Here is a 24,385-nt window from a genome sequence, read left to right on the forward strand (position 1 = left end):
CTACAAACGCACCCTTTCATCTCAGGTACAAACCACTTTAATCGCCAGGCCACCGCGTGACGTTTCGCGGTATTTGTCGTTCATATCTTTGCCCGTTTCATACATGGTCTCGATCACTTTATCGAGCGAAACGCGTGGCTCAGATGTGCGACGTAGCGCCATACGTGCGGCGTTGACGGCTTTTACCGCGTTGATCGCATTGCGTTCAATACACGGTATTTGCACCTGTCCAGCAACCGGATCGCAGGTCAGCCCCAGGTTATGCTCCATGGCGATTTCCGCCGCAATACAAACCTGCGACGGGCTACCGCCGAGCAACTCGGTCAGCCCGGCAGCCGCCATTGAACAGGCTACGCCAATTTCACCCTGGCAGCCGACTTCAGCACCAGAAATAGAGGCGTTCATCTTATACAGCGCGCCTATCGCCCCAGCGGCCAGCAAATAACGAGCAATGGAGTTTGCATTTACCGGACGGCGGAACTTGTCGTAATAGGCCAATACGGCAGGGATAATCCCACATGCTCCGTTGGTCGGCGCCGTCACAACCCGGCATCCGGCGGCGTTTTCTTCGCTCACGGCCAGCGCGAACATGTTGATCCAGTCGATAACGTTCATCGGGTCGCTGGACAGATTATCGCTGGAAACCAGCAACCGGCGTAATGCCACGGCGCGGCGCGGGACGTTCAATGGACCCGGCAGGACGCCTTCGGTGTTCATGCCGCGCTCGATTCCGGCTTGCATGACGTCCCAGATGGCGGCAAAACCAGCATCGATTTCTTCTTTGCTACGCATCGCCAGTTCGTTCTGCATCATCAGGCCGGAAACGGATAGCCCGTTGCGCTCGCACAATTTCAGCAGTTCGCTGGCGGAATGAAAATTGTAGGGCACGTGTGCTTCAACATCATGCGCCTGACCAAATTGCTCCTCTTCAACGATAAAACCACCGCCGACGGAGTAATAGGTTTTGCTTAATAGCGTCTCGGTGCCGTTCCATGCGGTGATACGCATGCCATTTTCATGGCGCGGCAGCGTTTCGGCGTGAAAGAGGATATTTTTGTCTGGGGAGAAATCGACAATATGCGTGCCCTCTGCAACCGGTAAACGTCCGGTACGGGCCACTTCCTGAGTAAAACCAGCGATAGAATCTATATTAACGTTTTGCGGACTGTTACCGGCCAGTCCCATCATGATGGCGACATCTGTCGCATGACCTTTTCCGGTCAGGGAAAGCGATCCATAAAGATCGACCACAATATGCGTAGCTTTGGGAAGTTCCCCGCTGCTGACCAACAGATCGATAAAGCTTTTACCTGCGTTCATTGGCCCCACGGTATGGGAGCTGGAAGGTCCAATGCCAATCTTAAAAATATCGAATGCGCTAATCATATCCACACCCTCGGATTGCCGTTCAGTGAAGACCAGGTTTCACACTCATTAAGGATCGGGGCGATCCTGAGATCGCCCCGCAAGGGATTACAGCGTGTCGCCACGTACGGCGATGGCTTCAATCTCCAGCTTCACATCCTTGGGTAAGCGGGCGACTTGCACGCAGCTGCGCGTGGGGTAGATTGCCTTATGCTCATCAAAGAACTGCTGGTACACCTGGTTAATGGTGGCGAAGTCGTTCAGGTCAGAAACGAAAACGGTCGTCTTCACGATATCGCTCACTTTCAAACCTGCAGACTCGACGATCGCTTTCACGTTCTCCAGGCTTTGACGTGCCTGATCCGCCACGTTTTCTGCCACTTCACCGGTCTGTGGACACACCGGGATTTGACCTGACGTCAACACCATGCTGCCCAGATCCACACCCTGTACGTAAGGCCCAATCGCCCCTGGCGCACATTCGGTTGCAATTACTTTTCTCATAGCCCCTCCGGCGTCAAAGCGCCTGGGTGAAAGTACGTGAAATAACATCCTGCTGCTGTTCGCGGGTCAGCGCGTTGAAGCGCACCGCATAGCCAGACACGCGGATCGTCAGGTTCGGATAGTTTTCCGGGTGCTCAATGGCATCCATCAACATTTCACGGTTCATAACGTTAACGTTCAGATGCTGACCACCTTCCACATGTGCTTCATGGTGGAAGTAACCGTCCAGCAGACCGACCAGGTTGGTTTTACGCACTCCATCCTCTTTGCCCAGCGCTGCCGGCACAATGGAGAAGGTGTACGAGATACCGTCTTTGGCATAGGTGAACGGCAGTTTGGCAACCGAGGTTAACGACGCTACCGCACCTTTGCGATCGCGGCCGTGCATCGGGTTCGCCCCTGGCGCAAACGGCGTACCTGCGCGACGTCCATCCGGCGTGTTACCGGTTTTCTGTCCGTACACCACGTTGGAGGTAATGGTCAGAATGGACTGCGTCGGCACCGCGTTACGGTAGGTTGGCAACACCTTAATTTTCTTCATAAAGCGTTCGACCAGGTCGCAGGCAATGCTGTCTACGCGCTCGTCGTTGTTACCGTATTGCGGATAGTCGCCTTCGATTTCGAAATCAACCGCCAGACCATTTTCATCGCGAATCGGTTTCACGCGAGCGTATTTGATAGCCGACAGAGAATCCGCCGCCACGGACAGACCCGCCATACCACAGGCCATCGTGCGATAGACATCACGATCGTGCAGCGCCATCAGCGAAGCTTCGTAGCTGTACTTGTCGTGCATGTAGTGGATGATATTCAGCGCGCTGATGTACTGCACGGCCAGCCAGTCCATAAAGTGGTCCAGGCTCTCCATCACCGTGTCGTAGTCCAGCACGTCATCCATCAGCGGTGCCGTTTTCGGCCCGACCTGGATTTTCAGTTTCTCATCCACACCGCCGTTGATTGCATACAGCAACGTTTTGGCGAGGTTGGCACGCGCCCCGAAGAACTGCATTTGCTTGCCGATAACCATCGGGCTGACGCAGCAGGCAATGGCATAGTCATCGCTGTCAAAGTCGGCACGCATCAGATCGTCGTTTTCATACTGCAAAGACGAGGTGATGATAGACACCTGGGCGGCATATTTTTTGAAGGCGATCGGTAGCTGTTCAGACCACAGCACCGTCAGGTTCGGCTCAGGCGCCGGGCCCATGGTGTGCAGCGTATGCAGGTAACGGAACGAGTTTTTGGTGACCAGCGTGCGGCCATCCAGCCCCATACCACCAATAACTTCGGTCGCCCAGATTGGGTCGCCTGAGAACAGGGTGTCGAATTCCGGGGTACGCAGGAAGCGCACCATGCGGATCTTCATAATGAAGTGGTCGATCAGCTCCTGCGCCTGCTGCTCATTTAGCACGCCTGCTTTGAAATCGCGCTCAATGTAAATGTCGAGGAACGATGCGGTACGGCCCAGCGACATAGCGCCGCCGTTCTGCGATTTCACCGCAGCCAGGTAAGCAAAGTATACCCACTGCACCGCTTCCTGCGCATTACGCGCCGGACGGGAGATATCGCAGCCGTATTTCGCCGCCATTTCCTGCATTTGCAGCAGGGCGCGACGGTGCTCAGACAGCTCTTCGCGCAGACGAATCGTGGCTTCAAGATTCTGGCCCCACTCCAGGTTCGACTGGAGATCGGCAAACTGCAGTTCACGCTCGCGCACCAGATAGCGGATACCATACAGCGCGACGCGGCGGTAATCACCGATGATACGACCACGGCCATAGCCATCCGGCAGACCGGTCAGCACGCCGGATTTGCGGCAGCGCAGCATATCCGGAGAGTAGGCGTCGAATACGCCCTGGTTATGGGTTTTACGCAGTTCAGTAAACTGGTATTCAAAATCAGCATCCATCTCACGACCATAAGCATCAAAAGAGCTTTTGATCATGTTGATGCCACCAAACGGATGCAGAGCACGCTTGAGCGGCTTATCCGTTTGCAGACCGACGATTTTTTCCAGTTCTTGTTCAATATAACCCGCATCATGCGCGGTTATCGTAGTAGCAATATTAGTATCGAAATCAACCGGCGCGTGCGTCGAGTTTTCAATACGGATGCCCGCCATAACTTTTTCCCACAGTGCAGTGGTCGCAGGCGTTGCTTCGGCGAGGAAAGATTCATCCCCTTCATAAGGCGTATAGTTGTGCTGAATAAAATCACGGACATTAATTTCTTCTTTCCAGTCCGTACCTTTAAAGCCATTCCAGGCTTCGGCATACAGCATATCGCTGGTATCGATATTTACCTTCATGAAAAATAATCTCTCTGCTGAAAATTAATTATGCAAATTCTACTGGTGTATTAATTTTGCCTAAGGCAATGGCATCACGTGCAATCATTTTCTCTTCATTTGTGGGAATTACCGCACAAATAACACGAGCATCTTTATTAGAGATAATTCTTTCGCCATGGGAATTTGGCAGGCTATTCATCTCGCTGTCGATATTCACACCTAAAACGGCAAGGTGTTCAATAACCAGACGACGAATTAATACCGAGTTCTCACCAATTCCGCCGGTGAAAATAATCCCATCAAGACGATGCAGCGATGCGGCATGTCCGGCGATATGGCGTGCAATACGATGCACAAACGTTTTAATCGCCAGCTGCGCACGCTCATGTCCCTCGTGCCAGGCTTTTTCTAACGTACGTAAGTCAGAGGACAAACCGGAAATACCCAGTAAACCGGACTCTTTATTCACTACGCGCTCAAGGTCGCTCAGCGTCTGGTTGGTTTCGCTGGCAATCCACGCCATGGCGCCGAAATCGACGTCGCCGCTGCGTGTGCCCATCATCAGCCCTTCCAGCGGCGTCATGCCCATTGAGGTATCAACGCTCTGTCCATTACGTACCGCACAGATTGACGCGCCGTTGCCCAGGTGCGCCACAACCAGACCGGAGTCATCACTCTGCAGGTCGAGAAGCTCATGCGCTCGCTGAGAAACATAGCGATGCGACGTGCCGTGGAAGCCATAACGACGAACGCCCAACTCCTCAAAATATTTCCACGGTAAACCGTACAGATAGGCCTCAGGAGCCATCGTCTGGTGGAAGCTGGTATCAAATACCGCAACCTGCTGCACACCCGGGAAAAGGTGCTGAGCGGATTCGATCCCACTCAGGTTCGCATAATTATGTAGCGGTGCTAATGGTGATACCCGGCGAATATTATCGATAACTTCGTCAGTAATAATTGCTGATTCAGTAAAGATATTTCCGCCGTGGGCAATGCGGTGGCCAATTAAGGCCACGCTGTCCATTAAATTACGTTTCTCTAGTTCAACGGCAATTGCTTTTAATGCATCTTCGTAGCTGTGGTGAGCCAGCTTAGCTGGCTCTCCTCCATTAATTGCTATGAACGCATTTTCAGAGTTAATACCGTCTGCGATCCCCGCCATTAAAACTTCACAGTTTGCTGCATCCAGCACTGAGAATTTAATAGAAGACGAACCACAGTTAATAACCAGTACTACCGGAAACTCATTCATTTCACTACTCCGCTCATCCTGAGCTTAAGGATTAGAACAGTTTGTAGACGATGTTCAGGATGGTCAGCAGACCAATCGCGGTAACAAACACGTTATCCAGACGGCCACGGTATTTCGCCAGTGATGGCGTTTTACGGATGGCATACATCGGCAGCAGGCAGAGCAGAGAGGCAATAATCGGCGCGCCCATTGCTTCAATCAGGTCCAGGATGTTCGGGTTGGCGTAAGCCACTACCCAGGTGGAGCCCATGATGAAGATCATGCTGATGGTATTAAGTTTGCCGGCAGAAACTTTCGTTTTATCGCCTTTGTAACCAAACTTCAGCACCAGACCGTTCAGACCTTCCAGCGTGCCCAGATAGTGGCCGAAGAAAGATTTGAAGATAGCAACCAGGGCGATGATTGAAGCACCGTACTCCAGAACGGTCGCGAAGGTGGACTTCGTACCGGACAGTGAAGCGAAGTGGTTTGCCAGGTAAGACAGTACTGGAATGTTCTGTGCTTTCGCATCCGCCATGTTTGCCGGAGACAGCGTGAACAGGCAGCTAAAGGCGAAGAACATAACCACGGCAACCATCAGCATACTGGCGCGAGAGATGATTTTAGAACACTTCTGCTCGGTGAACTCGCGACCAAAATCTTTCTCATACTCTTCACGTTTGGAGACCACGAAGGAAGAAACAATCGGTGAGAAGTTGAAAGAGAACACCATGATGGAAATACCCAGCCACACGGTAACCAGGATACCGTCATGGCCGGTCAGTGCGATATTGCTGAGATCAACCTGATCGATAACCGCAGAGTTCCAGTATGGGATCAGGGACAGAGAAATAAGCACCAGGCTGGCAATGAACGGCCATACCAGGTAGCTCATCACTTTAACCATCAGATCTTTACCAAACCAGATGACGAATGCCATCAACAGCAGCAGGAAGAGTGCCACGAAGCCACGGTTTAACGCTGGCATCTGCAGCTGGTTTTCCCAGAAGGTCATAAAGGTGTTGGTAATGGTGACGCCATAAATCCACAGCAGCGGACAAATCGCAAAGAAGTAGAGGAACGTGATAACCACGCCACCCGTTTTACCAAAATGCTCTTCAACCGTTTCTGTGATGTTGCCGGAAGGGTTAGAACCGGAAAGACACAGGCGTGCCAGCGCACGGTGGCAATAGAAGGCGATGGGGTATGCTAGCACCAGCATGATCAGAATGGGGATCAGTCCGCCAAAACCTGCGCGGATAGGGAAGAACAGCACCCCAGCGCCGATGGCTGTACCAAATAAACCCAGTGTCCAGGTGGTGTCCGATTTGCGCCAGGACGACTGTTTTGTCTGGCTGGATACAATGCTATCAGTAGTACTCATATCCTATCCTCAACGAAGTATATTAAGCGTCAACTAAACCAGTAATTTGAGATACACGAGAAAGGTCGATATTACCGCCAGAAATAATGCTGACTGTTTTTCTGTTCTGGATATAGCTATCTAATTTCCCGCTTAATAATGCTGCGCATGCCAGCGCGCCGGCACCTTCAGTCACAACTTTATTTCGCTGAATTAATGCCACCATGCTGTTGCGAATTTCGTCTTCGCTGACCAGGACAATGTCATCCACCAACTCACGAACAATTTCATACGTTAAAGTACCCGGGCGGGAAACGTCACAACCATCCGCCAGGGTGCCGGTCGTTCGGTGCGTGGTTATTTCTCCAGCGTGGAAAGAAGCCGCCATGCCGTGAACGTTTTCAGACTGCACGCCAATAATTTTAATGGTCGGGTTAATAGATTTAATTGCCACCGCAATACCAGCAATCAGTCCGCCACCGCCAATTGGCACAATCACGTTATCGACATCGTACAGATCTTCCAGAATTTCCAGACCAATAGTGCCCTGACCAGCAATAACTTTCGGGTCATCATAGGGTGGAATAAAGATACGGCCTTCAGTTTCCACAATCTCGCTAACCTTAGCGATGGTGTCGTTGAAGTTGTCGCCGTGCAGTACAACTTCTGCAGAATAATCGCAGGTTGCCGCTACTTTAGACTTCGGTGCGCCTTTCGGCATCACCACTTTGCCGTCGATTCCGAGCATAGCGCAGGAGAGAGAAACGCCTTGCGCATGGTTACCTGCAGAGCAAGCCACCACGCCCTTACATCTTTCAGCTTCGGTTAATGAACTGAGCTTGTTAAAAGCACCACGGATTTTAAATGAACCGGTACGCTGCATGTTTTCAAATTTGAGGAAAATTTCCCCTTTGCAACGTTCACTAAAATAGTTAGAGCGAGGCATTCCCGTTTTATAAATTTTCCCCGCAAGTCTTTTTTTCGCTTCGAGGATATCTTCAATTGCAACTGGGAGATCGTATGTAATGTGCATTAGAACCTCTTACCTGGGTATTAAAGTAAATAGATAGCCGTGACCATTGTCAGATATAGACAGATGGCGTTTATTTCGTGTTAAAACAAATTCAATTTTTAATCAATTTCAATTAATTGCCTTCGTCTCCGACAATTATATGATGAATACTCTTTGGCTAATTCCACCAAAATAGATGCTGCTTTTTTAATTCGATAATTTTTCGACCACACGGCGGCATAACGCGCGACGGGTAAAGTTTCTTCTACCGGGATAGTAATAAACTGGTTTGAGCCAAACGGTGTGGTCATATCGCAGGGAATTACTGTTAAGAAATCAGCATTGAGAACAAGATTATAAATCGTAACGACAGAGTCTGTTTTAACGATGTTTTCACTGCTGATGCCATTATTCTGTAACGTGGTAAGAAGTTCGCTGTAGTACCCCATATTCGTTTGTGGCAACACCCACTGTTCGTTTTTCAACGCGCTCAGCGAGGTGATGCCGGTGCATGTTCGGGACTTGCTGGCAACCAGGATAAAGTCTGACTCAAAGAGCGGCTCAACGTGCAGATCATGCAGTTTCATCTCATCACTCAGCGTACCGATGGCGAAATCCAGACGTCCGTCACGAATCGCCGGTAAGAAGGAGGAGAGCTGAGCTTCATACATAGAAACCTGCGCCTTCGGGAACACTTCTTTGAATTTTTTAATCATGCCGGACATGATGGTGAAGGCAATCAGTGAAGGAAAGCCAAACGACACATCAACGACCGCGTTGCTCGTCATGCTGTTCATCTCATCAACCATGTTTTTCATTTCACGGGTAATAGATTCAGACCATGAGAGCATCACCTGACCTGCCTGAGTCAATGTCACACCAGTATTTTTACGTACTACCAACTCAATACCAAAATAAGCCTCAACATCATTGATGATTTTACTGACAGCGGGTTGAGTTAAACCTAATTCTTTTGCAGCTGAGCCGATAGAACCGCTTCTAATGACTTCCTGAAAGACCACTAAGTGCTGTGTTTTAGGGAGTGTAATAGTATTCATATCGACCTGCGTTAATTACTTTGTTGACGGCAGGAAGTGTACCAAATTAAGCGAACAAGGATATGTGCTACCCCTCACAAATCCCCTTGACTTACATTTTGTAAGACTATCGTTAAAATTTAAATCACTTAATAATCATATAGATATGAATTATCGATCTCGCTTTATCCTGACTTTAATCAAAAAAAGATGGGGGGATAACGATTTTTTATGGCTATAACACCTCCATTTTTTCCACTATTTTTTAAAACCATGAAAGGCTATATTTCAATCAATTACAGAACAATTATCAGGCAAGATGGCGCTTAAATTTAATAAACAACTTATCAAATTTAATTATATTTTAATGATTATGGTGATTAAATAACGTTATGCATCACATTTTTTCGCCATATTTGTTTGTAAAGAAACATTGCATTTATTAAAATTCAATCTAAAAAATACAAACTATTATCATATGTAACATTATATTAACACTGATTTTGTGCAATTTATTAGCAAGTAATTTTGTGATGGAGATCGATTGCGTTCGATTATTCTCGATAAAAACGTATCGCGCAGCGTTTTGTGTTGGTCGTCACAAAATTAGAAATATCCACCGACACATTCCCCTCAGATAAAAGAAATTCGGTGCATAAATAATAGGGATATAAAAATTAGATAAGAAGGAAATAAGCGCCTGCATCCTCGAAAACCAATCTCAATGCTCGCTGTAAAACCTCTGCCGGATGGCGGTGTAAACACCTTATCCGGCCTACAAAACCAGTCTCTCCCCCAGTAGGCCTGATAAGCACAGCGCCATCAGGCATGGCACCCGCCCAGAAAGCAAAAACCTCACCGAAGTGAGGTTTTATAACGAGTGAAGCTGAACGATAAGCCGCGTTCTTTTGAGCATAGCGTCGTGGACAGTCATTCATCTGGCTTACCCTGAAAGCAAAAACCCCGCCGAAGTGAGATTTTATAACGAGTGAAGCTGACCGATAAGCCGGGTTCTTTTGAGCATAGCGTCGTGGACAGTCATTCATCTGGCTTACCCAGAAAGCAAAAACCCCGCCGAAGCGGGGTTTTATAAAGAGTGAAGCTGACCGATAAGCCGGGTTCTGTCGTGGACAGTCATTCATCTAGGCCAGCAATCGCTCACTGGCTCAAGCAGCCTACCCGGGTTCAGTACGGGCCGTACCTTGTGAACCCCTATTTGGCCTTGCTCCGGGTGGAGTTTACCGTGCCACGGACTGTTACCAGCCGCGCGGTGCGCTCTTACCGCACCCTTTCACCCTTACCTGATCCCACTTGCGTGGGCCATCGGCGGTTTGCTCTCTGTTGCACTGGTCGTGGGTTTCCCCCCCAGGCGTTACCTGGCACCCTGCCCTATGGAGCCCGGACTTTCCTCCCCTCCGCCCGTCTCCCCCGAAGAGGACGACGACGAAGCGGCGACTGTCTGGTCAGCTTCGGCGCGCAGTATAGAGGGTTTGCGGGGCAATGTCACCCCGCACTGCGCATTCCTATCGCTAGCGTGGCAGCGATGTTTCTTGAGGCGCGATAAATATTATCAAATGCCCCACGGAAGGCCTCTTCCAGCGTGCTGATGCTGGTCAATACGCTAAACACCGCATCGATACCATATTGATGCACTACCTCCACATCGCGCGTCAGGCTGCCGCCAATACCAATGACCGGCTTGTGGTACTTCTTCGCGACATTCGCCACGCCGACCGGCACTTTGCCGTGAATGCTCTGGCTGTCGATCCGCCCTTCGCCGGTCACCACCAGCGTACAGTCGTGAATATGCTCTTCCAGATTGAGCGCCTGGGTCACAATCTCGATACCGCTGCGCAGCTCGGCACCTAAAAAAGCCATTAACGCCGCGCCCATTCCGCCTGCCGCACCGGAGCCTGGCACATCTTTCACATCGACCCGCAGCGATTTTTTAATGATGTCGGCATAATGAGACAGATTACGGTCCAGTTCGAGAATGCGTTCTTCCGTCGCCCCTTTCTGCGGGCCAAAAATGCGCGAAGCGCCAGAATCGCCGATGAGAGGATTAGTCACATCGCAGGCCACGCGAATGGAACAGGTTTTTAAGCGCGGATCCAGACCCGAGATATCGATGGAGTTCAGACTCATCAGGCTTCCACCACCGTAGCCAATCTCAGTCCCGTTGGCGTCGCAAAGTTTTGCCCCCAGTGCCTGCACCATACCCGCGCCACCGTCGTTGGTCGCACTGCCGCCGATGCCAATAATGATGCTCTGCGCACCGCTATCCAGCGCCTGCAAAATCAGCTCTCCGGTACCGCGTGACGTAGTGACTAAAGGGTTGCGCTTTTCAGGAGGCACCAACGCCAGACCGCTGGCTGCCGCCATTTCGATAAACGCGGTTTTACCATCTCCAGACATGCCCCAGCAGGCATTCACTTTTTCGCCCAGCGGCCCCGTTACTTGCGCTGAATGTTCACTCCCTTGCGTCGCGGCAATCATGGCTTCGACCGTTCCTTCGCCGCCATCGGCAACCGGAACAGAAACATATTGCGCATCGGGGAAAATTTCCCGAAATCCTTTTTCTATTGCCTGAGCTACCTCGGTGGCAGAAAGGCTTTCTTTATAAGAGTCTGGGGCAATTACGATTTTCATAGTTATGTAGCCTGACAGTGCCGCGCAAGGCAAGAAATACAGGGCGCACATCCGCGCCCTTCTTGTTAGCGAGTGACTTCCACTTTCGCCAGTTTTTCGTAGTAGCATGCGAGCGCACTGTGATCGGCTGTACCCAATCCATCTGCGCGTAGCGCCTGCATCATCTCCATGACTGCAGCAGTCAGCGGCAACTGAGCGCCAACGCCATGAGAAGTATCCAGCGCGTTCGCCAGGTCTTTGATATGCAGATCAATACGGAAACCTGGTTTAAAGTTGCGATCCATCACCATCGGCGCTTTCGCATCCAGCACGGTGCTGCCTGCCAGCCCGCCACGGATCGCCTGATACACCAGGTCCGGATTCACACCCGCTTTGGTCGCCAGCGTCAGCGCTTCAGACATCGCGGCAATGTTCAGCGCCACAATCACCTGATTCGCCAGCTTGGTGACATTACCCGCGCCAATTTCACCGGTATGCACCACAGAGCCTGCCATCGCTTTCAGCAGATCGTAGTACTTGTCGAAAATCGCTTTATCGCCGCCGACCATCACCGACAACGTGCCGTCAATCGCTTTTGGCTCGCCGCCGCTGACCGGCGCATCCAGCATATCCACGCCTTTCGCTTTCAGCGCATCGCTAATTTCACGGCTGGCTAACGGCGCGATGGAGCTCATGTCGATAAGCACTGTGCCCGGTTTCGCCCCTTCAATAATGCCGCCTTCACCCAGTGCCACTTCCTTAACATGCGGAGAGTTCGGCAGCATGGTGATGATCACATCACACTGCTCAGCGATATCTTTCGCCGTGGCGGCGGTTTCAGCGCCTGCGGCAATTACTTCCGCAATGGATTCCGGGTTACGGTCAGCAACCACCAGCGAGTAACCTGCCTTGAGGAGGTTTTTACTCATTGGTTTACCCATAATACCGAGGCCAATAAAACCAACTTTCATTGTCATGTCTTTATCTCTCTCTACTGTCGATGGTGGTTATTTCTTAAAAGAATCAGCCAGTTTCTGCGTGGCTGAACGGAACACGCCAAGGTCGCTGCCAACGGCAACAAACGTCGCGCCCCACTCCAGATAACGACGCGCATCCGCCTCTACCGGGGCCAGAATGCCGCTTGGTTTGCCGTGTGCTTTCGCGCGGGCAAAAATGTGCTGGATAGCTTTCTGCACATCAGGATGTGACGCATTGCCGAGGTGGCCTAGCGCCGCGGCCAGATCGCTTGGTCCGACGAAGACACCGTCAACGCCTTCTGTCGCCGCGATTGCGTCAACGTTATCAACGCCCTGCTGACTTTCGATCTGCACGATGATGGTGATGTTCTTATTCGACTGCGCAAAGTAGTCCGGTACGGTGCCAAACATATTGGCGCGATGGGATACGGACACGCCACGAATACCTTCCGGCGGATAGCGGGTCGACGCCACAGCGTTAACCGCTTCTTCTTCCGTCTCAACGAACGGGATCAGGAAGTTGTAAAACCCGATATCCAGCAGGCGCTTGATAATCACTGGCTCGTTGGTTGGTACACGCACTACCGCCGCGCTGTCGCTGCCTTTCAGCGCCATTAATTGCGGAATAAACGTCGAGATATCATTCGGCGCATGTTCGCCATCCAGTACCAGCCAGTCAAAACCTGCCAGACCTAAAACTTCGGTACTGATTGGGCTGGCCAATGCAGACCAGCAGCCAATCTGAATTTGTTGCGCCGCGAGGGCCGCTTTAAACTTATTCGGGAAAATCGTGTTATTCATCGCCTATACCTTTGTTTATTTCTGCAATTCCATACGTTTAATGTCACCGACAATAAACAGGTAGCAAACCATTGCCATCAGCGCCGAGCACCCTACAAACATCAGCGCAGCATTAAATGAGTGCAGCTCGCTCACCAGATACCCAATCACCAGCGGGGTGACGATGGAAGCCACGTTGCCAAATACGTTAAATACCCCACCGCACAGACCGACAATCTCTTTCGGCGCGGTATCGGAAATCACCGGCCAACCCAGCGCGCCGAAACCTTTACCGAAGAAAGCCAGCGCCATCAGCGCCACCACAAGAGCGGTATTATCGGTGTAGTTACACAGAATAATGGTCGATGCGAGCAACATGCCGAGCACTATCGGCAGCTTTCGCGCCAGGGTAATGCTGAAACCACGTTTAATCAGATAATCAGAGAACACGCCGCCGAGCACGCCACCGAAAAACCCGCACAGTGCCGGAATCGAAGCCACCATGCCCACTTTCAGGATCGACATACCTTTTTCCTGAACCAGGTAAATCGGGAACCAGGTGAGAAAAAACCAGGTAATTGTGTTGATAAAATACTGGCCAAAGAACACACCAAGCATCATACGGTTCGTGAGCAACTGCTTGATATAATGCAATTTAGGACCACCTGACTTCACATCGCCCGGCTTTTTATGGTCCATATCCACGACCGCGCCGTTTTCAGAGATAAACTTCAACTCTTCTTGCGACATGCGCGGGTGATCGGTTGGGTTATGAATAAACTTTACCCACAGTCCGGTAAGCACAAAACCAATCACGCCCATTACGGTAAAGACGTGCTCCCAGCCCCAGGCGAAGGTCAGCCAGCCCAGCAGCGGGGAAAACAGAGCCAGGGAGAAATACTGTGCAGAGTTAAAAATCGCAGATGCCGTACCGCGCTCTTTCGTTGGGAACCAGGCCGCCACGATACGGGCATTAGCCGGGAAGGATGGCGCTTCCGAGAAGCCCAGCATAAAGCGCATGATGAACATTGAAATACCCGCCCAGGCCAGCGGGAACATGTCCACAAAGCCCTGCAGGAAGGTAAACAGTGACCAGAAGAACAAACTGTAAGTGTAGACTTTCTTAGAGCCGAATTTATCCAGCAGCCAGCCGCCGGGGATTTGCATCAACAGGTAAGCCCAGCCGAAGGCGGAGAAAATGTAACCCATTGAGATGGCGCTGAGATGTAACTCTTTCGCCACTTCAGTTCCGGCAATAGACAGCGTCGCACGGTCCGCATAGTTAACGGCTGTAACAATAAATATTATCAGCAATATTAAATAACGGGTGTGCGTACCTTTCTTTTTCTCGACAACTGTATCCAATATCATTCTATTTACCTCGGGCACATAAAAGGTTTTTATTATTATTTTGTGGGTATTTCTCGTGATAAATTACCGATAATAGAAATAGATAATAATTTATCAGGCGTTATGAAACCGTGATTTAGTATAATCATCAACACAACGTTAATCATTGTTCAAACGCTCATTAAACTAGCGTTATTTAATTAATGTTTTGGGCATATGCACACATACCTGGGCGCTAATGCACACATTTACGTATTGCTACCCCTGGCGACGCGGCCTTGCTGAGTTTAAGTGATCATCATCACATTCTTCACGTTAAACTCCTGACATTCTTATTTCACGATACCGAATCTTTATTACTTACAATTAGATTCAAAATATAAATATCCACACTATTATCACCACCTTGTTGGAGAATACTGGACAATGGCCGACATCGAAATCAGACAAGAATCGCCAACGGCGTTTTATATTAAAGTTCACGAAACAGATAATGTGGCGATAATTGTCAATGACAATGGTCTGAAAGCCGGAACGCGTTTTCCGGACGGACTGGAACTCATTGAACATATTCCCCAGGGTCATAAAGTGGCGCTATTGGATATTCCTGTTCATGGCGAAATCGTGCGCTATGGCGAAGTGATAGGCTATGCCGTTCGCCATATCCCACGTGGCAGCTGGATTGATGAATCAATGGTTGAGCTGCCCAAAGCCCCGCCGCTGGAGACGCTGCCGCTGGCAACTAAAGTGCCAGAGCCGCTGCCGCCTCTTGAGGGTTATACCTTTGAAGGTTACCGCAATGCTGACGGTAGCGTAGGTACCAAAAATCTACTCGGCATCTCCACCAGCGTGCACTGTGTGGCGGGCGTGGTGGACTATGTGGTGAAAATCATTGAACGCGATCTGTTGCCCAAATACCCGAACGTTGACGGTGTGGTGGGGCTCAATCATCTGTACGGCTGCGGTGTGGCGATTAATGCCCCAGCTGCCATCGTTCCGATTCGTACCATTCACAATATTGCGCTAAATCCGAACTTTGGCGGCGAAGTGATGGTCATCGGCCTCGGTTGTGAAAAACTGCAGCCAGAGCGCCTGCTGGAAGGCACGCACGATGTGAAAAGTATTCCGGTCGACAGCGCCAGCGTCGTCAGCCTACAGGATGAAAAGCACGTCGGCTTTCAATCAATGGTCACCGATATTCTGCAAGTGGCCGAACATCATCTGGCAAAGCTCAATCAGCGCCAACGTGAAACTTGCCCGGCTTCAGAACTGGTGGTCGGCATGCAGTGCGGCGGTAGCGATGCGTTTTCCGGCGTGACGGCCAACCCGGCGGTGGGCTATGCCTCCGACCTGTTAGTACGCTGCGGCGCGACCGTAATGTTCTCTGAAGTAACAGAAGTGCGCGATGCCATCCACCTTCTGACCCCTCGTGCGATTAACGAAGAAGTCGGTAAACGCCTGCTCGAAGAGATGGCCTGGTACGATAACTACCTTGATATGGGCAAAACGGATCGCAGTGCCAACCCTTCTCCGGGCAACAAGAAAGGCGGTCTGGCAAACGTGGTGGAAAAGGCGCTAGGTTCGATTGCCAAGTCTGGCAAGAGCGCGATTGTCGAAGTATTGTCGCCGGGTCAGCGTCCAACCAAACGTGGCCTGATTTACGCTGCAACCCCCGCCAGTGATTTTGTTTGCGGTACACAGCAGGTCGCTTCCGGGATCACCGTGCAGGTGTTCACCACTGGTCGCGGTACGCCGTATGGCCTGATGGCCGTGCCGGTGATTAAAATGGCGACACGCACCGAGCTGGCCAAACGTTGGTTTGACCTGATGGACATTAACGCAGGTACCATCGCCACCGGAGAAGAAACCATTGAAGATGTGGGTCTGAAACTGTTCGAATTTATTCTCGACGTCGCCAGCGGGCGTAAGAAAACCTTCTCGGACCAGTGGGGACTGCATAACCAGCTGGCGGTGTTTAACCCGGCGCCAGTGACCTGATTATCTACCGTATTTTCTTAATGAGCATGCCTTCGGGCATGCTTTTTTTCGCCGAAACCTTTCGTAAACCTCCCATTTCTTTCGAAACTTTCATTTATCAGATCGAAATCACAAAAAAACGTTACGAAACCCTATACTTTATTTCGAAGAAAGAAATCGAAAGACTTCGGAGGAAGTATGTTTATCATCTCAAGCAAAATGATGCTGAAGAAGGCGCAGCAAGAAGGCTATGCCGTACCGGCGTTTAACATTCACAACCTGGAGACCTTACAGGTTGTCGTGGAAACAGCAGCCGAACTACGCTCTCCGTTGATCGTCGCCGGCACACCTGGCACTTTTAGTTATGCCGGGGTCGGTAACATCGTTGCAATCGCCAGTGAACTGGCAAGAAGCTGGAACCATCCTCTCGCCGTCCATCTCGATCACCATGAAAGCGCCACCGATATTGAAGCGAAAGTCACTACAGGCATTCGCTCCGTGATGATCGATGGTTCCCATCTGCCGTTTGCCGACAACATTGCATTAGTTAAACACGTAACAGACTACTGCCACCGCTATGACGTTAGCGTTGAAGCTGAGCTGGGACGGCTGGGTGGGCAAGAAGATGACCTGATCGTGGACGGAAAAGACGCGCTATATACCCACCCAGAACAGGCTCGGGAGTTCGTGGAAAAAACGGGTATCGACTCACTGGCTGTCGCGATTGGCACAGCTCATGGTCTGTATAACGCTGAACCTAAACTGGATTTCGATCGACTAGCCGAGATTCGTCAGCACGTTGATATCCCACTGGTTTTACATGGCGCATCTGGCCTGCCTACACATGATATTAAGCGCGCAATCTCCTTAGGGGTCTGCAAAGTTAACGTCGCTACCGAACTTAAAATCGCCTTTGCCGGCGCACTCAAAACCTACCTGAGCGCACATACCGATGCGAACGACCCACGGCATTACATGATGCCAGCAAAAGCGGCCATGAAAGAGGTAGTACGTAAGGTGATTGCCGACTGCGGCTGCGAAGGAAAGTTGTAATTGATTAATTAATTCGAATTGTACGGGTTCTGACAAAGGTCTGTTTTTAAAGCTGGATCACGAAAGATGCTTTTACCCTTTGCCTTCAATCCAAAAATATTATGAAGATAAACAAAAGATATCGGAGATAGAAGTGAAAGAAATAATCTCTCGTCATAAAGCAGGTGAGCATTTAGGTATTTGTTCTGTTTGTTCAGCCCATCCGCTGGTTATTGAATCTGCATTACGTTTTGATCTCAATACGAACACGAAAGTTCTAATCGAAGCGACCTCTAATCAGGTTAATCAGTTTGGTGGTTATACCGGGATGAAACCCGCTGATTTCCGTGACTTTGTCTATAGCATCGCACAAGCGGTTGGTTTTCCTCGCGAAAGGCTGATTCTGGGTGGCGATCATCTCGGCCCTAACTGCTGGCAAAACGAACCTGCGGCAGAAGCGATGGAAAAATCCGTAGCCTTAATCAAAGCTTACGTTGCCGCAGGGTTCAGCAAAATCCATCTTGATGCTTCGATGTCCTGTGCTGACGACCCAACGCCGTTAGATCCAATGGTTGTTGCCCAGCGAGCAGCCGTACTTTGCCAGGCCGCAGAAACAACGGCAACCGAAGAACAGAAACACCATCTGACTTACGTTATTGGAACAGAAGTTCCCGTACCAGGCGGAGAAGCCAGCACCATTGGCACCGTTCATGTCACACGCGAAGAAGATGCCGCCCGGACACTGGAAACCCATCAGGTTGCCTTCCGCGCATTAGGGCTTGAAGAGGCGTTAACTCGTGTAATCGCCATTGTGGTTCAACCCGGCGTCGAGTTCGATCACACCCAAATCATTCACTACCAACCACAAGCAGCAGAAGCGCTATCCGCCTGGATAAAAGAGACACCAATGGTCTACGAAGCGCATTCTACCGATTATCAAACCCGCCAGGCATACCGTGCTCTGGTACGCGATCACTATGCAATATTGAAAGTGGGTCCGGCACTCACCTTTGCCCTGCGCGAAGCTATTTTTGCTCTTGCGCAAATGGAAAATGAACTGATCTCCCCAGAACAACGGAGCCGGGTTCTGGAAGTAATTGACGAAGTAATGTTGAATGAACCGGACTACTGGAAAAAATATTATCGCCCAACCTGGAGCCAGGCGATGGTCGATATTCACTTCAGCCTCTCCGACCGTATTCGTTACTACTGGCCGCATCCCCGCATTCGTCAAAGTGTAGAGAAATTAATCACCAACCTTAATGACATCGCTTTACCACTGGGACTCATTAGCCAGTTTATGCCCGTGCAATTTGAACGCCTGACTGAAGGGACGTTAACCGCCACACCACACAATCTGATTATCGACAAAATCCAGGACGTTCTGCGCGCCTATCGCTTTGGTTGCGCACCAGTAATTGCCTGAAATCTGGAGAATATATGAGCCAACTTTTTGTTCGAACAGGAATTAACTTTAGCTCGTGTCAGCATGCGCTGACACATATTGGGGAGGAGATGCTGGCCAAAGGGGTCGTGTATGAAAGCTATCCGCAGGCCCTGATTGAGCGTGAAGCAACTTTTCCAACCGGAATAGCGCTGGAACGTCATGCCGTTGCGATTCCACATTGTGAAGCTGTGCATGCGATATCCCCTGCTATCTATCTGATTCGCCCGGATACAGCGGTCAACTTTCAACAAGCAGATGATGACGAAGAGATAGCCGTCTCTTTAATTATCGCCTTAATCGTTGAGAACCCGACTGCGCAGCTGAAGCTCCTGCGTCGTCTGTTTAGTGAGCTACAAAACCCGAACACCATTGAAGCATTGCTGAATGCGCCTGATGCAGAACTGGCCATGCTCTTTCGGGAAAAAATCCTTGAGTCTGAGCCCTGCGCACAGGCTTGATAAAAAACTGATAATAAAAGGAATACCCTATGAAACGTAAAGTAATTGTGGCCTGTGGCGGTGCTGTAGCAACTTCAACAATGGCGGCAGAAGAAATTAAAGAACTCTGTGAAGCCAACAATATCCAACTCGACCTGGTTCAATGTCGGGTAACAGAAATCGAAACCTATATGGATGGAGCGGATCTTATCTGTACCACCGCCCGCGTTGACCGTACGTTTGGCGATATCCCAGTGGTCCACGGCATGCCTTTTGTTTCAGGTGTGGGTATCGAAGCATTACAGCAAAAAATACTGACTATCCTCGTGGGGTAACGCCATGTTTAGCGAAATAATGCGTTATATCCTCGACTTAGGTCCAACGGTTATGCTGCCGTTAGTGATCATCATCTTCTCAAAATTGCTGGGAATGAAGCTCGGGGATTGTTTTAAATCAGGTTTGCATATCGGGATTGGCTTCGTCGGTATCGGTCTGGTGATCGGCCTGATGCTGGACTCTATTGGCCCTGCCGCAAAAGCAATGGCAGAACAATTTCAAATCAACCTGCATGTCATCGATGTCGGTTGGCCTGGCTCATCACCAATGACCTGGGCTTCGCAAATTGCGTTAATTGCGATTCCAGTCGCCATTGGGGTGAATATCCTGATGCTGGTTACCCGCATGACCCGTGTGGTGAACGTCGACATCTGGAATATCTGGCATATGACGTTTACCGGTGCCATGTTGCATCTGGCGACCGGCTCATACTGGCTGGGCATTCTCGGCGTGGTTGTTCATGCCGCCTTCGTCTATAAACTGGGTGACTGGTTTGCCAAAGACACGCGCGACTTTTTTGGCCTGGAAGGCATTGCCATTCCACACGGTTCCTCGGCATACCTGGGCCCGATAGCTGTCCTGGTTGATACGATCATTGAAAAAATCCCCGGACTGAACCGCATTCATTTCAGCGCGGATGATGTCCAAAAACGCTTCGGACCCTTCGGCGAACCTGTAACCGTCGGTTTTGTGATGGGATTAGTGATCGGCATGCTGGCTGGATATGACGTTAAAGCTGTGCTGCAACTGGCGGTGAAAACGGCTGCCGTTATGTTGCTCATGCCGCGTGTCATTAAACCGATTATGGATGGCCTGACTCCTATTGCTAAACATGCCCGTAAACGCCTGCAGGCAAAATTTGGCGGACAGGAGTTCTTAATCGGTCTGGATCCTGCACTACTGCTCGGCCATACGTCGGTGGTTTCCGCCAGTCTAATCTTTATCCCGCTGACCATTCTGATTGCTGTTCTGGTACCCGGAAACCAGGTTCTGCCATTCGGCGATCTCGCGACCATTGGTTTCTTTGTCGCCATGGCGGTAGCCGTTCATCAGGGGAACCTGTTCCGCACGCTGATCTCTGGCGTCATCATTATGGGTATCACCCTGTGGATAGCCACACAAACTATTGGTTTACATACCCAGCTTGCCGCTAATGCAGGCGCATTGAAAGCCGGTGGCATGGTGGCCTCAATGGATCAGGGCGGCTCCCCAATCACCTGGCTGCTAATCCAGCTCTTCACCTGGCAGAACGTGGTGGGCTTCATCATCATCGCTGCTATATACCTGTTGGGTGTATTGCTGACCTGGCGTCGGGCACGTAATTTCGTGGCGGCTGAAAAAGCGGCAGCCATAACGGAAAGCCAGACCGCATCTTAATTTCTGGGGAGCATTTGCTCCCCTTCACATTTCTGGAGACACTTATGAAATCAGTGGTTATTCACGCTGAGGGCGACGTACGCGTTGAAGAACGTCCCATACCACAACTGCAAACTGATGAAGATGTATTGGTCAAAGTGGTCAGTTCAGGGCTTTGCGGCTCAGACATTCCCCGTATCTTCAATCATGGTGCGCACTTTTATCCAATCACGCTCGGGCATGAGTTCAGTGGTTATGTTGAGTCCTACGGCGCAAGCGTAACCGACTTACAACCCGGTGATGCCGTGGCCTGCGTACCGCTGCTTCCCTGCTTTCATTGCCCTCAGTGCGAGCGGGGATACTTCTCGTTATGTAAACAATATCAGTTTGTCGGTTCACGAAGCGAAGGCGGGAACGCAGAATATGTGGTTGTAAAACGCGCCAACCTGTTCCGCCTGCCTTCAGATATGCCGATTGATGATGGCGCATTCATTGAACCGATTACCGTCGGTCTGCATGCTTTTCATCTGGCTCAGGGATGCGAAGGGAAAAATGTGATTATCGTTGGTGCTGGTACTATCGGTTTGCTGGCAATGCAATGTGCCCGTGAACTCGGTGCAAAAAGTATCACGGCGATTGATATCAACCCGCAAAAGCTGGCATTAGCAAAAGAACTGGGGGCAACCCATGTGTTTAATAGTCGTGAGATGAGTGCGGCTGAGATCCACGCGGGCCTGGAAAATATTCAGTTTGACCAACTCGTGCTGGAAACAGCGGGAACCCCGCAAACTGTGACGCTGTCGATTGAGATTGCAGGCCCTCGTGCTCAACTAGCGTTAGTCGGCACATTGCATCACGATCTGACGCTTGCTTCAGGTGTCTTTGGGCAAATATTACGTAAAGAATTAACCATTCTTGGCAGTTGGATGAACTATTCCAGCCCATGGCCTGGAGAAGAGTGGGAAACCGCTGCCCGTTTATTGACGGAAAAACGCCTACAGCTTGAGCCGTTAATTGCTCACACTGGCGATGCCGAAAGCTTTGCCAGCGCCGTCAAGTCACTCCACGGCGCGCCGATGCAAGGAAAAATTCTACTCAAACTATCCTGAACCCATGAGCCAGCAACCTGCGCTGGCTCACATTTACTTTCGAAATTTAGCGTTCACCTTTCGCAATCCTTCGATTAAACTAGTGATAATTAAATTATCAGGCAAATCAATATGAACTCATTTGAGAGAAGGAATAAAATTGTCGACCTGATTAACACGCAAGGCAGCGTACTGGTAATGGACCTTTCGAATACCTTTGGTATTTCTGAAGTAACCATTCGCGCCGACCTACGGTTATTAGAAGAGAAGGGTCTGGTCACCCGTTTTCACGGCGGTGCGGCAAAACCAGGAAGCCATCTGGCTGAAGGTGACAATCAGGAAGTGTTATTAGAAGATCGGTATCAGCTTGCCAGCGATCCCAAAAAACGGATTGCCCAGGCCGCAACGGCAATGGTTGAGGAAGGAATGACCGTAATTCTGGATAGCGGAAGCACCACCTTATTGATTGCTGAAGCGCTAAACCGAAAAAGTAATATCACCGTTATTACCAATAGCCTGCCTGCCGCGTTCACGTTATCGGAAAACAAAGACATTACGCTGGTCGTCTGCGGCGGCACTGTGCGCCACAAAACGCATTCAATGCATGGCACTATCGCTGAACGTTCCCTACAAGGAATAAGCGCTGACCTGATGTTCGTGGGCGCTGACGGGATTGATGCTACTAACGGTATCACGACCTTCAACGAAGGTTATTCGATTAGTAGCGTGATGGCGGCGGCAGCACATAAGGTCATTGCCGTACTGGACGCGACAAAATTTAATCGACGTGGTTTTAATCAGGTGCTGCCAATGGAAAAGATTAACTGCGTAATAACCGACGACAGTATCAGCAAACAGGATAAATCAGCGCTGGCCAAAACAGGCGTTGAACTGCTGGTCGTTTAAATTACCCGCCACATCTCCCCTTTTGTCGCGCCAACGCGTTGCAGTTTACCTTTTAGCTGCAACGCTTTCAGATAGCGTTCTACGGTCCGGACTGAGATTTCACACTCATTAGCGATACCTTTGGCGGATCTGCTCGGCTGATTCGACAATATTTGTAGAATGCGTTTGTCTATATCCAGTAAATCAGCCGACATTTCTTCCGACAAGGCTGATGGTTTTCCCAATCCCTCCTGCAAAGCAGAGATAAAGAGGAGATGCCCTACCAGCCATCGCAGCCCAATGCCCCATCAACTCACCAATTTCAATGACCTGGATGAGGATCAATGGAGTGACCACGAAAGGCGGTTGGTAGGTGCTCACTTTTACTCTCCCTGCTGTTCCAGCGCGTGCTTATACAACGCATTTTTTTTCACGCCATGGATTTCAGCAGCCAGCGCGGCGGCCTTTTTCAGCGGCAGTTCTGCCTGCAATAAGGCCAACGTACGCAGCGCATCGGCAGGAAGGTCGTCTTCCTGCGCTTTATGCCCTTCGACAATCAGCACCATTTCACCTTTACGACGGTTTTCATCTTCCTTGACCCACGCCAGCAATTCACCGACCGGTGCACCGTGAATAGTTTCCCAGGTTTTGGTCAGCTCGCGCGCCAGCACCACGTAACGGGATTCGCCCCACACGGCAACCATGTCTTCCAGGCTATCCAGCAAGCGGTGGGTAGATTCATAAAAAATAAGCGTACGCGGCTCGGCCTCAATGGCTTTCATCGCATCACGACGCCCTTTCGATTTGGCAGGCAGAAATCCTTCATAGCAAAAACGGTCTGAAGGCAGGCCTGCAGCGCTCAGGGCAGCAATCGCCGCACAAGGACCAGGCAGAGGAACAACGCGGATCCCCGCTTCGCGACAGGTACGCACCAGATGGTAGCCAGGATCGTTAATCAGCGGCGTTCCGGCATCGGAAACCAGCGCAATGTTTTGTCCTTCTTTGAGCTTCGCGACCAGCGTTTCGGCCTTTTGCTGCTCGTTGTGGTCATGTAGCGCGAACAGACGCGCGTTAATCGCGAAGTGTTGTAACAATAATCCTGTATGACGAGTGTCTTCAGCGGCAATCAAATCAACGGCTTGTAAAACTTCGAGCGCTCGTTGGGTAATATCAGCCAAATTTCCTATAGGAGTAGGTACAATAAAGAGTTGGCCTTGAGAATTATCCGCCGATTCGTGTTGTTTCATTGTGTCGTCCGTATTGCCGATTTAATATTGAGCATTGAGT

Annotated in this window: 21 protein-coding genes, 1 other RNA gene and 1 pseudogene; 8 read left to right on the forward strand and 15 right to left on the reverse strand. The window is 50.4% G+C overall.

Annotated elements, in window-relative coordinates; all coding sequences use genetic code 11:
- Nucleotides 1-21: 21 nt before the first annotated feature.
- The 12 genes from tdcG to garP all read right to left on the reverse strand — a co-directional run bounded on the left by tdcG (nucleotide 22) and on the right by garP (nucleotide 14,561).
- Nucleotides 22-1,386, reverse strand: coding sequence for an L-serine ammonia-lyase (gene tdcG, locus OGY72_RS14925; protein ID WP_198579687.1), 1,365 nt, complete (start codon nucleotides 1,384-1,386; stop codon nucleotides 22-24).
- Between the two features lie 87 nt (nucleotides 1,387-1,473).
- A complete protein-coding gene (locus OGY72_RS14930) occupies nucleotides 1,474-1,869 on the reverse strand; it encodes an enamine/imine deaminase (protein ID WP_003828585.1) in 396 nt (131 codons plus the stop codon).
- A gap of 13 nt (nucleotides 1,870-1,882) precedes the next feature.
- Nucleotides 1,883-4,177, reverse strand: coding sequence for a 2-ketobutyrate formate-lyase/pyruvate formate-lyase (tdcE, locus tag OGY72_RS14935; protein WP_003828587.1), 2,295 nt, complete (start codon nucleotides 4,175-4,177; stop codon nucleotides 1,883-1,885).
- A gap of 28 nt (nucleotides 4,178-4,205) precedes the next feature.
- On the reverse strand, nucleotides 4,206-5,414 hold the full coding sequence (tdcD, locus tag OGY72_RS14940; RefSeq protein ID WP_100271876.1) for a propionate kinase: 1,209 nt from the start codon (nucleotides 5,412-5,414) through the stop codon (nucleotides 4,206-4,208).
- 31 nt (nucleotides 5,415-5,445) lie between these two features.
- A complete protein-coding gene (tdcC, locus tag OGY72_RS14945) occupies nucleotides 5,446-6,777 on the reverse strand; it encodes a threonine/serine transporter TdcC (RefSeq protein WP_079938296.1) in 1,332 nt (443 codons plus the stop codon).
- Nucleotides 6,778-6,799: 22 nt separating this feature from the next.
- A complete protein-coding gene (gene tdcB, locus OGY72_RS14950; RefSeq protein WP_003828594.1) occupies nucleotides 6,800-7,789 on the reverse strand; it encodes a bifunctional threonine ammonia-lyase/L-serine ammonia-lyase TdcB in 990 nt (329 codons plus the stop codon).
- A 98-nt stretch (nucleotides 7,790-7,887) separates the two neighbouring features.
- Nucleotides 7,888-8,826, reverse strand: a complete 939-nt coding sequence (gene tdcA / locus OGY72_RS14955) for a transcriptional regulator TdcA (RefSeq protein ID WP_003828596.1) — start codon at nucleotides 8,824-8,826, stop codon at nucleotides 7,888-7,890.
- 1,073 nt (nucleotides 8,827-9,899) lie between these two features.
- An RNA gene (gene rnpB, locus OGY72_RS14960) (RNase P RNA component class A) lies at nucleotides 9,900-10,276 on the reverse strand.
- Nucleotides 10,277-10,308: 32 nt separating this feature from the next.
- Nucleotides 10,309-11,454 (reverse strand): glycerate 2-kinase, encoded by a 1,146-nt coding sequence (garK, locus tag OGY72_RS14965; protein ID WP_032934186.1) that lies wholly within the window; start codon nucleotides 11,452-11,454, stop codon nucleotides 10,309-10,311.
- Nucleotides 11,455-11,519: 65 nt separating this feature from the next.
- The gene (gene garR, locus OGY72_RS14970) at nucleotides 11,520-12,410 is read right to left on the reverse strand and encodes a 2-hydroxy-3-oxopropionate reductase (RefSeq protein WP_003828600.1); all 891 of its coding nucleotides are present in this window, start codon (nucleotides 12,408-12,410) and stop codon (nucleotides 11,520-11,522) included.
- Nucleotides 12,411-12,440: 30 nt separating this feature from the next.
- Complete coding sequence (garL, locus tag OGY72_RS14975; RefSeq protein WP_008785889.1) at nucleotides 12,441-13,211, reverse strand: 2-dehydro-3-deoxyglucarate aldolase; 771 nt, start codon at nucleotides 13,209-13,211, stop codon at nucleotides 12,441-12,443.
- Between the two features lie 15 nt (nucleotides 13,212-13,226).
- On the reverse strand, nucleotides 13,227-14,561 hold the full coding sequence (gene garP, locus OGY72_RS14980; protein ID WP_003828604.1) for a galactarate/glucarate/glycerate transporter GarP: 1,335 nt from the start codon (nucleotides 14,559-14,561) through the stop codon (nucleotides 13,227-13,229).
- 405 nt (nucleotides 14,562-14,966) lie between these two features.
- Here garP and garD point away from each other — a divergent pair, with 405 nt between their 5' ends.
- The 8 genes from garD to OGY72_RS15020 all read left to right on the forward strand — a co-directional run bounded on the left by garD (nucleotide 14,967) and on the right by OGY72_RS15020 (nucleotide 23,119).
- Nucleotides 14,967-16,538: a galactarate dehydratase gene (garD, locus tag OGY72_RS14985; RefSeq protein WP_286548144.1), complete on the forward strand. Its 1,572-nt coding sequence runs from the start codon at nucleotides 14,967-14,969 to the stop codon at nucleotides 16,536-16,538.
- A gap of 177 nt (nucleotides 16,539-16,715) precedes the next feature.
- Nucleotides 16,716-17,570 carry a tagatose bisphosphate family class II aldolase gene (locus OGY72_RS14990; RefSeq protein WP_063941601.1) on the forward strand — a complete coding sequence of 285 codons (855 nt, stop codon included), beginning with the start codon at nucleotides 16,716-16,718 and terminating at the stop codon, nucleotides 17,568-17,570.
- A gap of 133 nt (nucleotides 17,571-17,703) precedes the next feature.
- Nucleotides 17,704-18,975, forward strand: coding sequence for a tagatose-bisphosphate aldolase subunit GatZ (gatZ, locus tag OGY72_RS14995; RefSeq protein ID WP_003828612.1), 1,272 nt, complete (start codon nucleotides 17,704-17,706; stop codon nucleotides 18,973-18,975).
- A 14-nt stretch (nucleotides 18,976-18,989) separates the two neighbouring features.
- Nucleotides 18,990-19,454, forward strand: coding sequence for a PTS galactitol transporter subunit IIA (gene gatA, locus OGY72_RS15000; protein ID WP_149384975.1), 465 nt, complete (start codon nucleotides 18,990-18,992; stop codon nucleotides 19,452-19,454).
- A gap of 29 nt (nucleotides 19,455-19,483) precedes the next feature.
- Nucleotides 19,484-19,768 carry a PTS galactitol transporter subunit IIB gene (gene gatB / locus OGY72_RS15005; RefSeq protein WP_003828616.1) on the forward strand — a complete coding sequence of 95 codons (285 nt, stop codon included), beginning with the start codon at nucleotides 19,484-19,486 and terminating at the stop codon, nucleotides 19,766-19,768.
- 4 nt (nucleotides 19,769-19,772) lie between these two features.
- Nucleotides 19,773-21,146 carry a galactitol-specific PTS transporter subunit IIC gene (locus OGY72_RS15010; RefSeq protein ID WP_003828618.1) on the forward strand — a complete coding sequence of 458 codons (1,374 nt, stop codon included), beginning with the start codon at nucleotides 19,773-19,775 and terminating at the stop codon, nucleotides 21,144-21,146.
- Between the two features lie 44 nt (nucleotides 21,147-21,190).
- Complete coding sequence (gatD, locus tag OGY72_RS15015; protein ID WP_286548147.1) at nucleotides 21,191-22,234, forward strand: galactitol-1-phosphate 5-dehydrogenase; 1,044 nt, start codon at nucleotides 21,191-21,193, stop codon at nucleotides 22,232-22,234.
- A 111-nt stretch (nucleotides 22,235-22,345) separates the two neighbouring features.
- On the forward strand, nucleotides 22,346-23,119 hold the full coding sequence (locus tag OGY72_RS15020) for a DeoR/GlpR family DNA-binding transcription regulator (protein WP_003828620.1): 774 nt from the start codon (nucleotides 22,346-22,348) through the stop codon (nucleotides 23,117-23,119).
- Here OGY72_RS15020 and OGY72_RS15025 read toward each other — a convergent pair.
- The 3 genes and pseudogenes from OGY72_RS15025 to rsmI form a co-directional block, all read right to left on the reverse strand.
- Nucleotides 23,116-23,313: a winged helix-turn-helix transcriptional regulator gene (locus tag OGY72_RS15025; RefSeq protein WP_032934188.1), complete on the reverse strand. Its 198-nt coding sequence runs from the start codon at nucleotides 23,311-23,313 to the stop codon at nucleotides 23,116-23,118. The genes OGY72_RS15020 and OGY72_RS15025 overlap by 4 nt on opposite strands.
- A gap of 52 nt (nucleotides 23,314-23,365) precedes the next feature.
- Nucleotides 23,366-23,479: pseudogene (locus OGY72_RS24955) on the reverse strand (Fic family protein); the annotation flags it as partial.
- Between the two features lie 2 nt (nucleotides 23,480-23,481).
- Nucleotides 23,482-24,345: a 16S rRNA (cytidine(1402)-2'-O)-methyltransferase gene (rsmI, locus tag OGY72_RS15035; RefSeq protein ID WP_003024942.1), complete on the reverse strand. Its 864-nt coding sequence runs from the start codon at nucleotides 24,343-24,345 to the stop codon at nucleotides 23,482-23,484.
- Nucleotides 24,346-24,385 lie beyond the last annotated feature (40 nt).

Source organism: Citrobacter sp. Cpo221 (genome assembly GCF_030332345.1).
Taxonomy (GTDB): domain Bacteria; phylum Pseudomonadota; class Gammaproteobacteria; order Enterobacterales; family Enterobacteriaceae; genus Citrobacter; species Citrobacter portucalensis.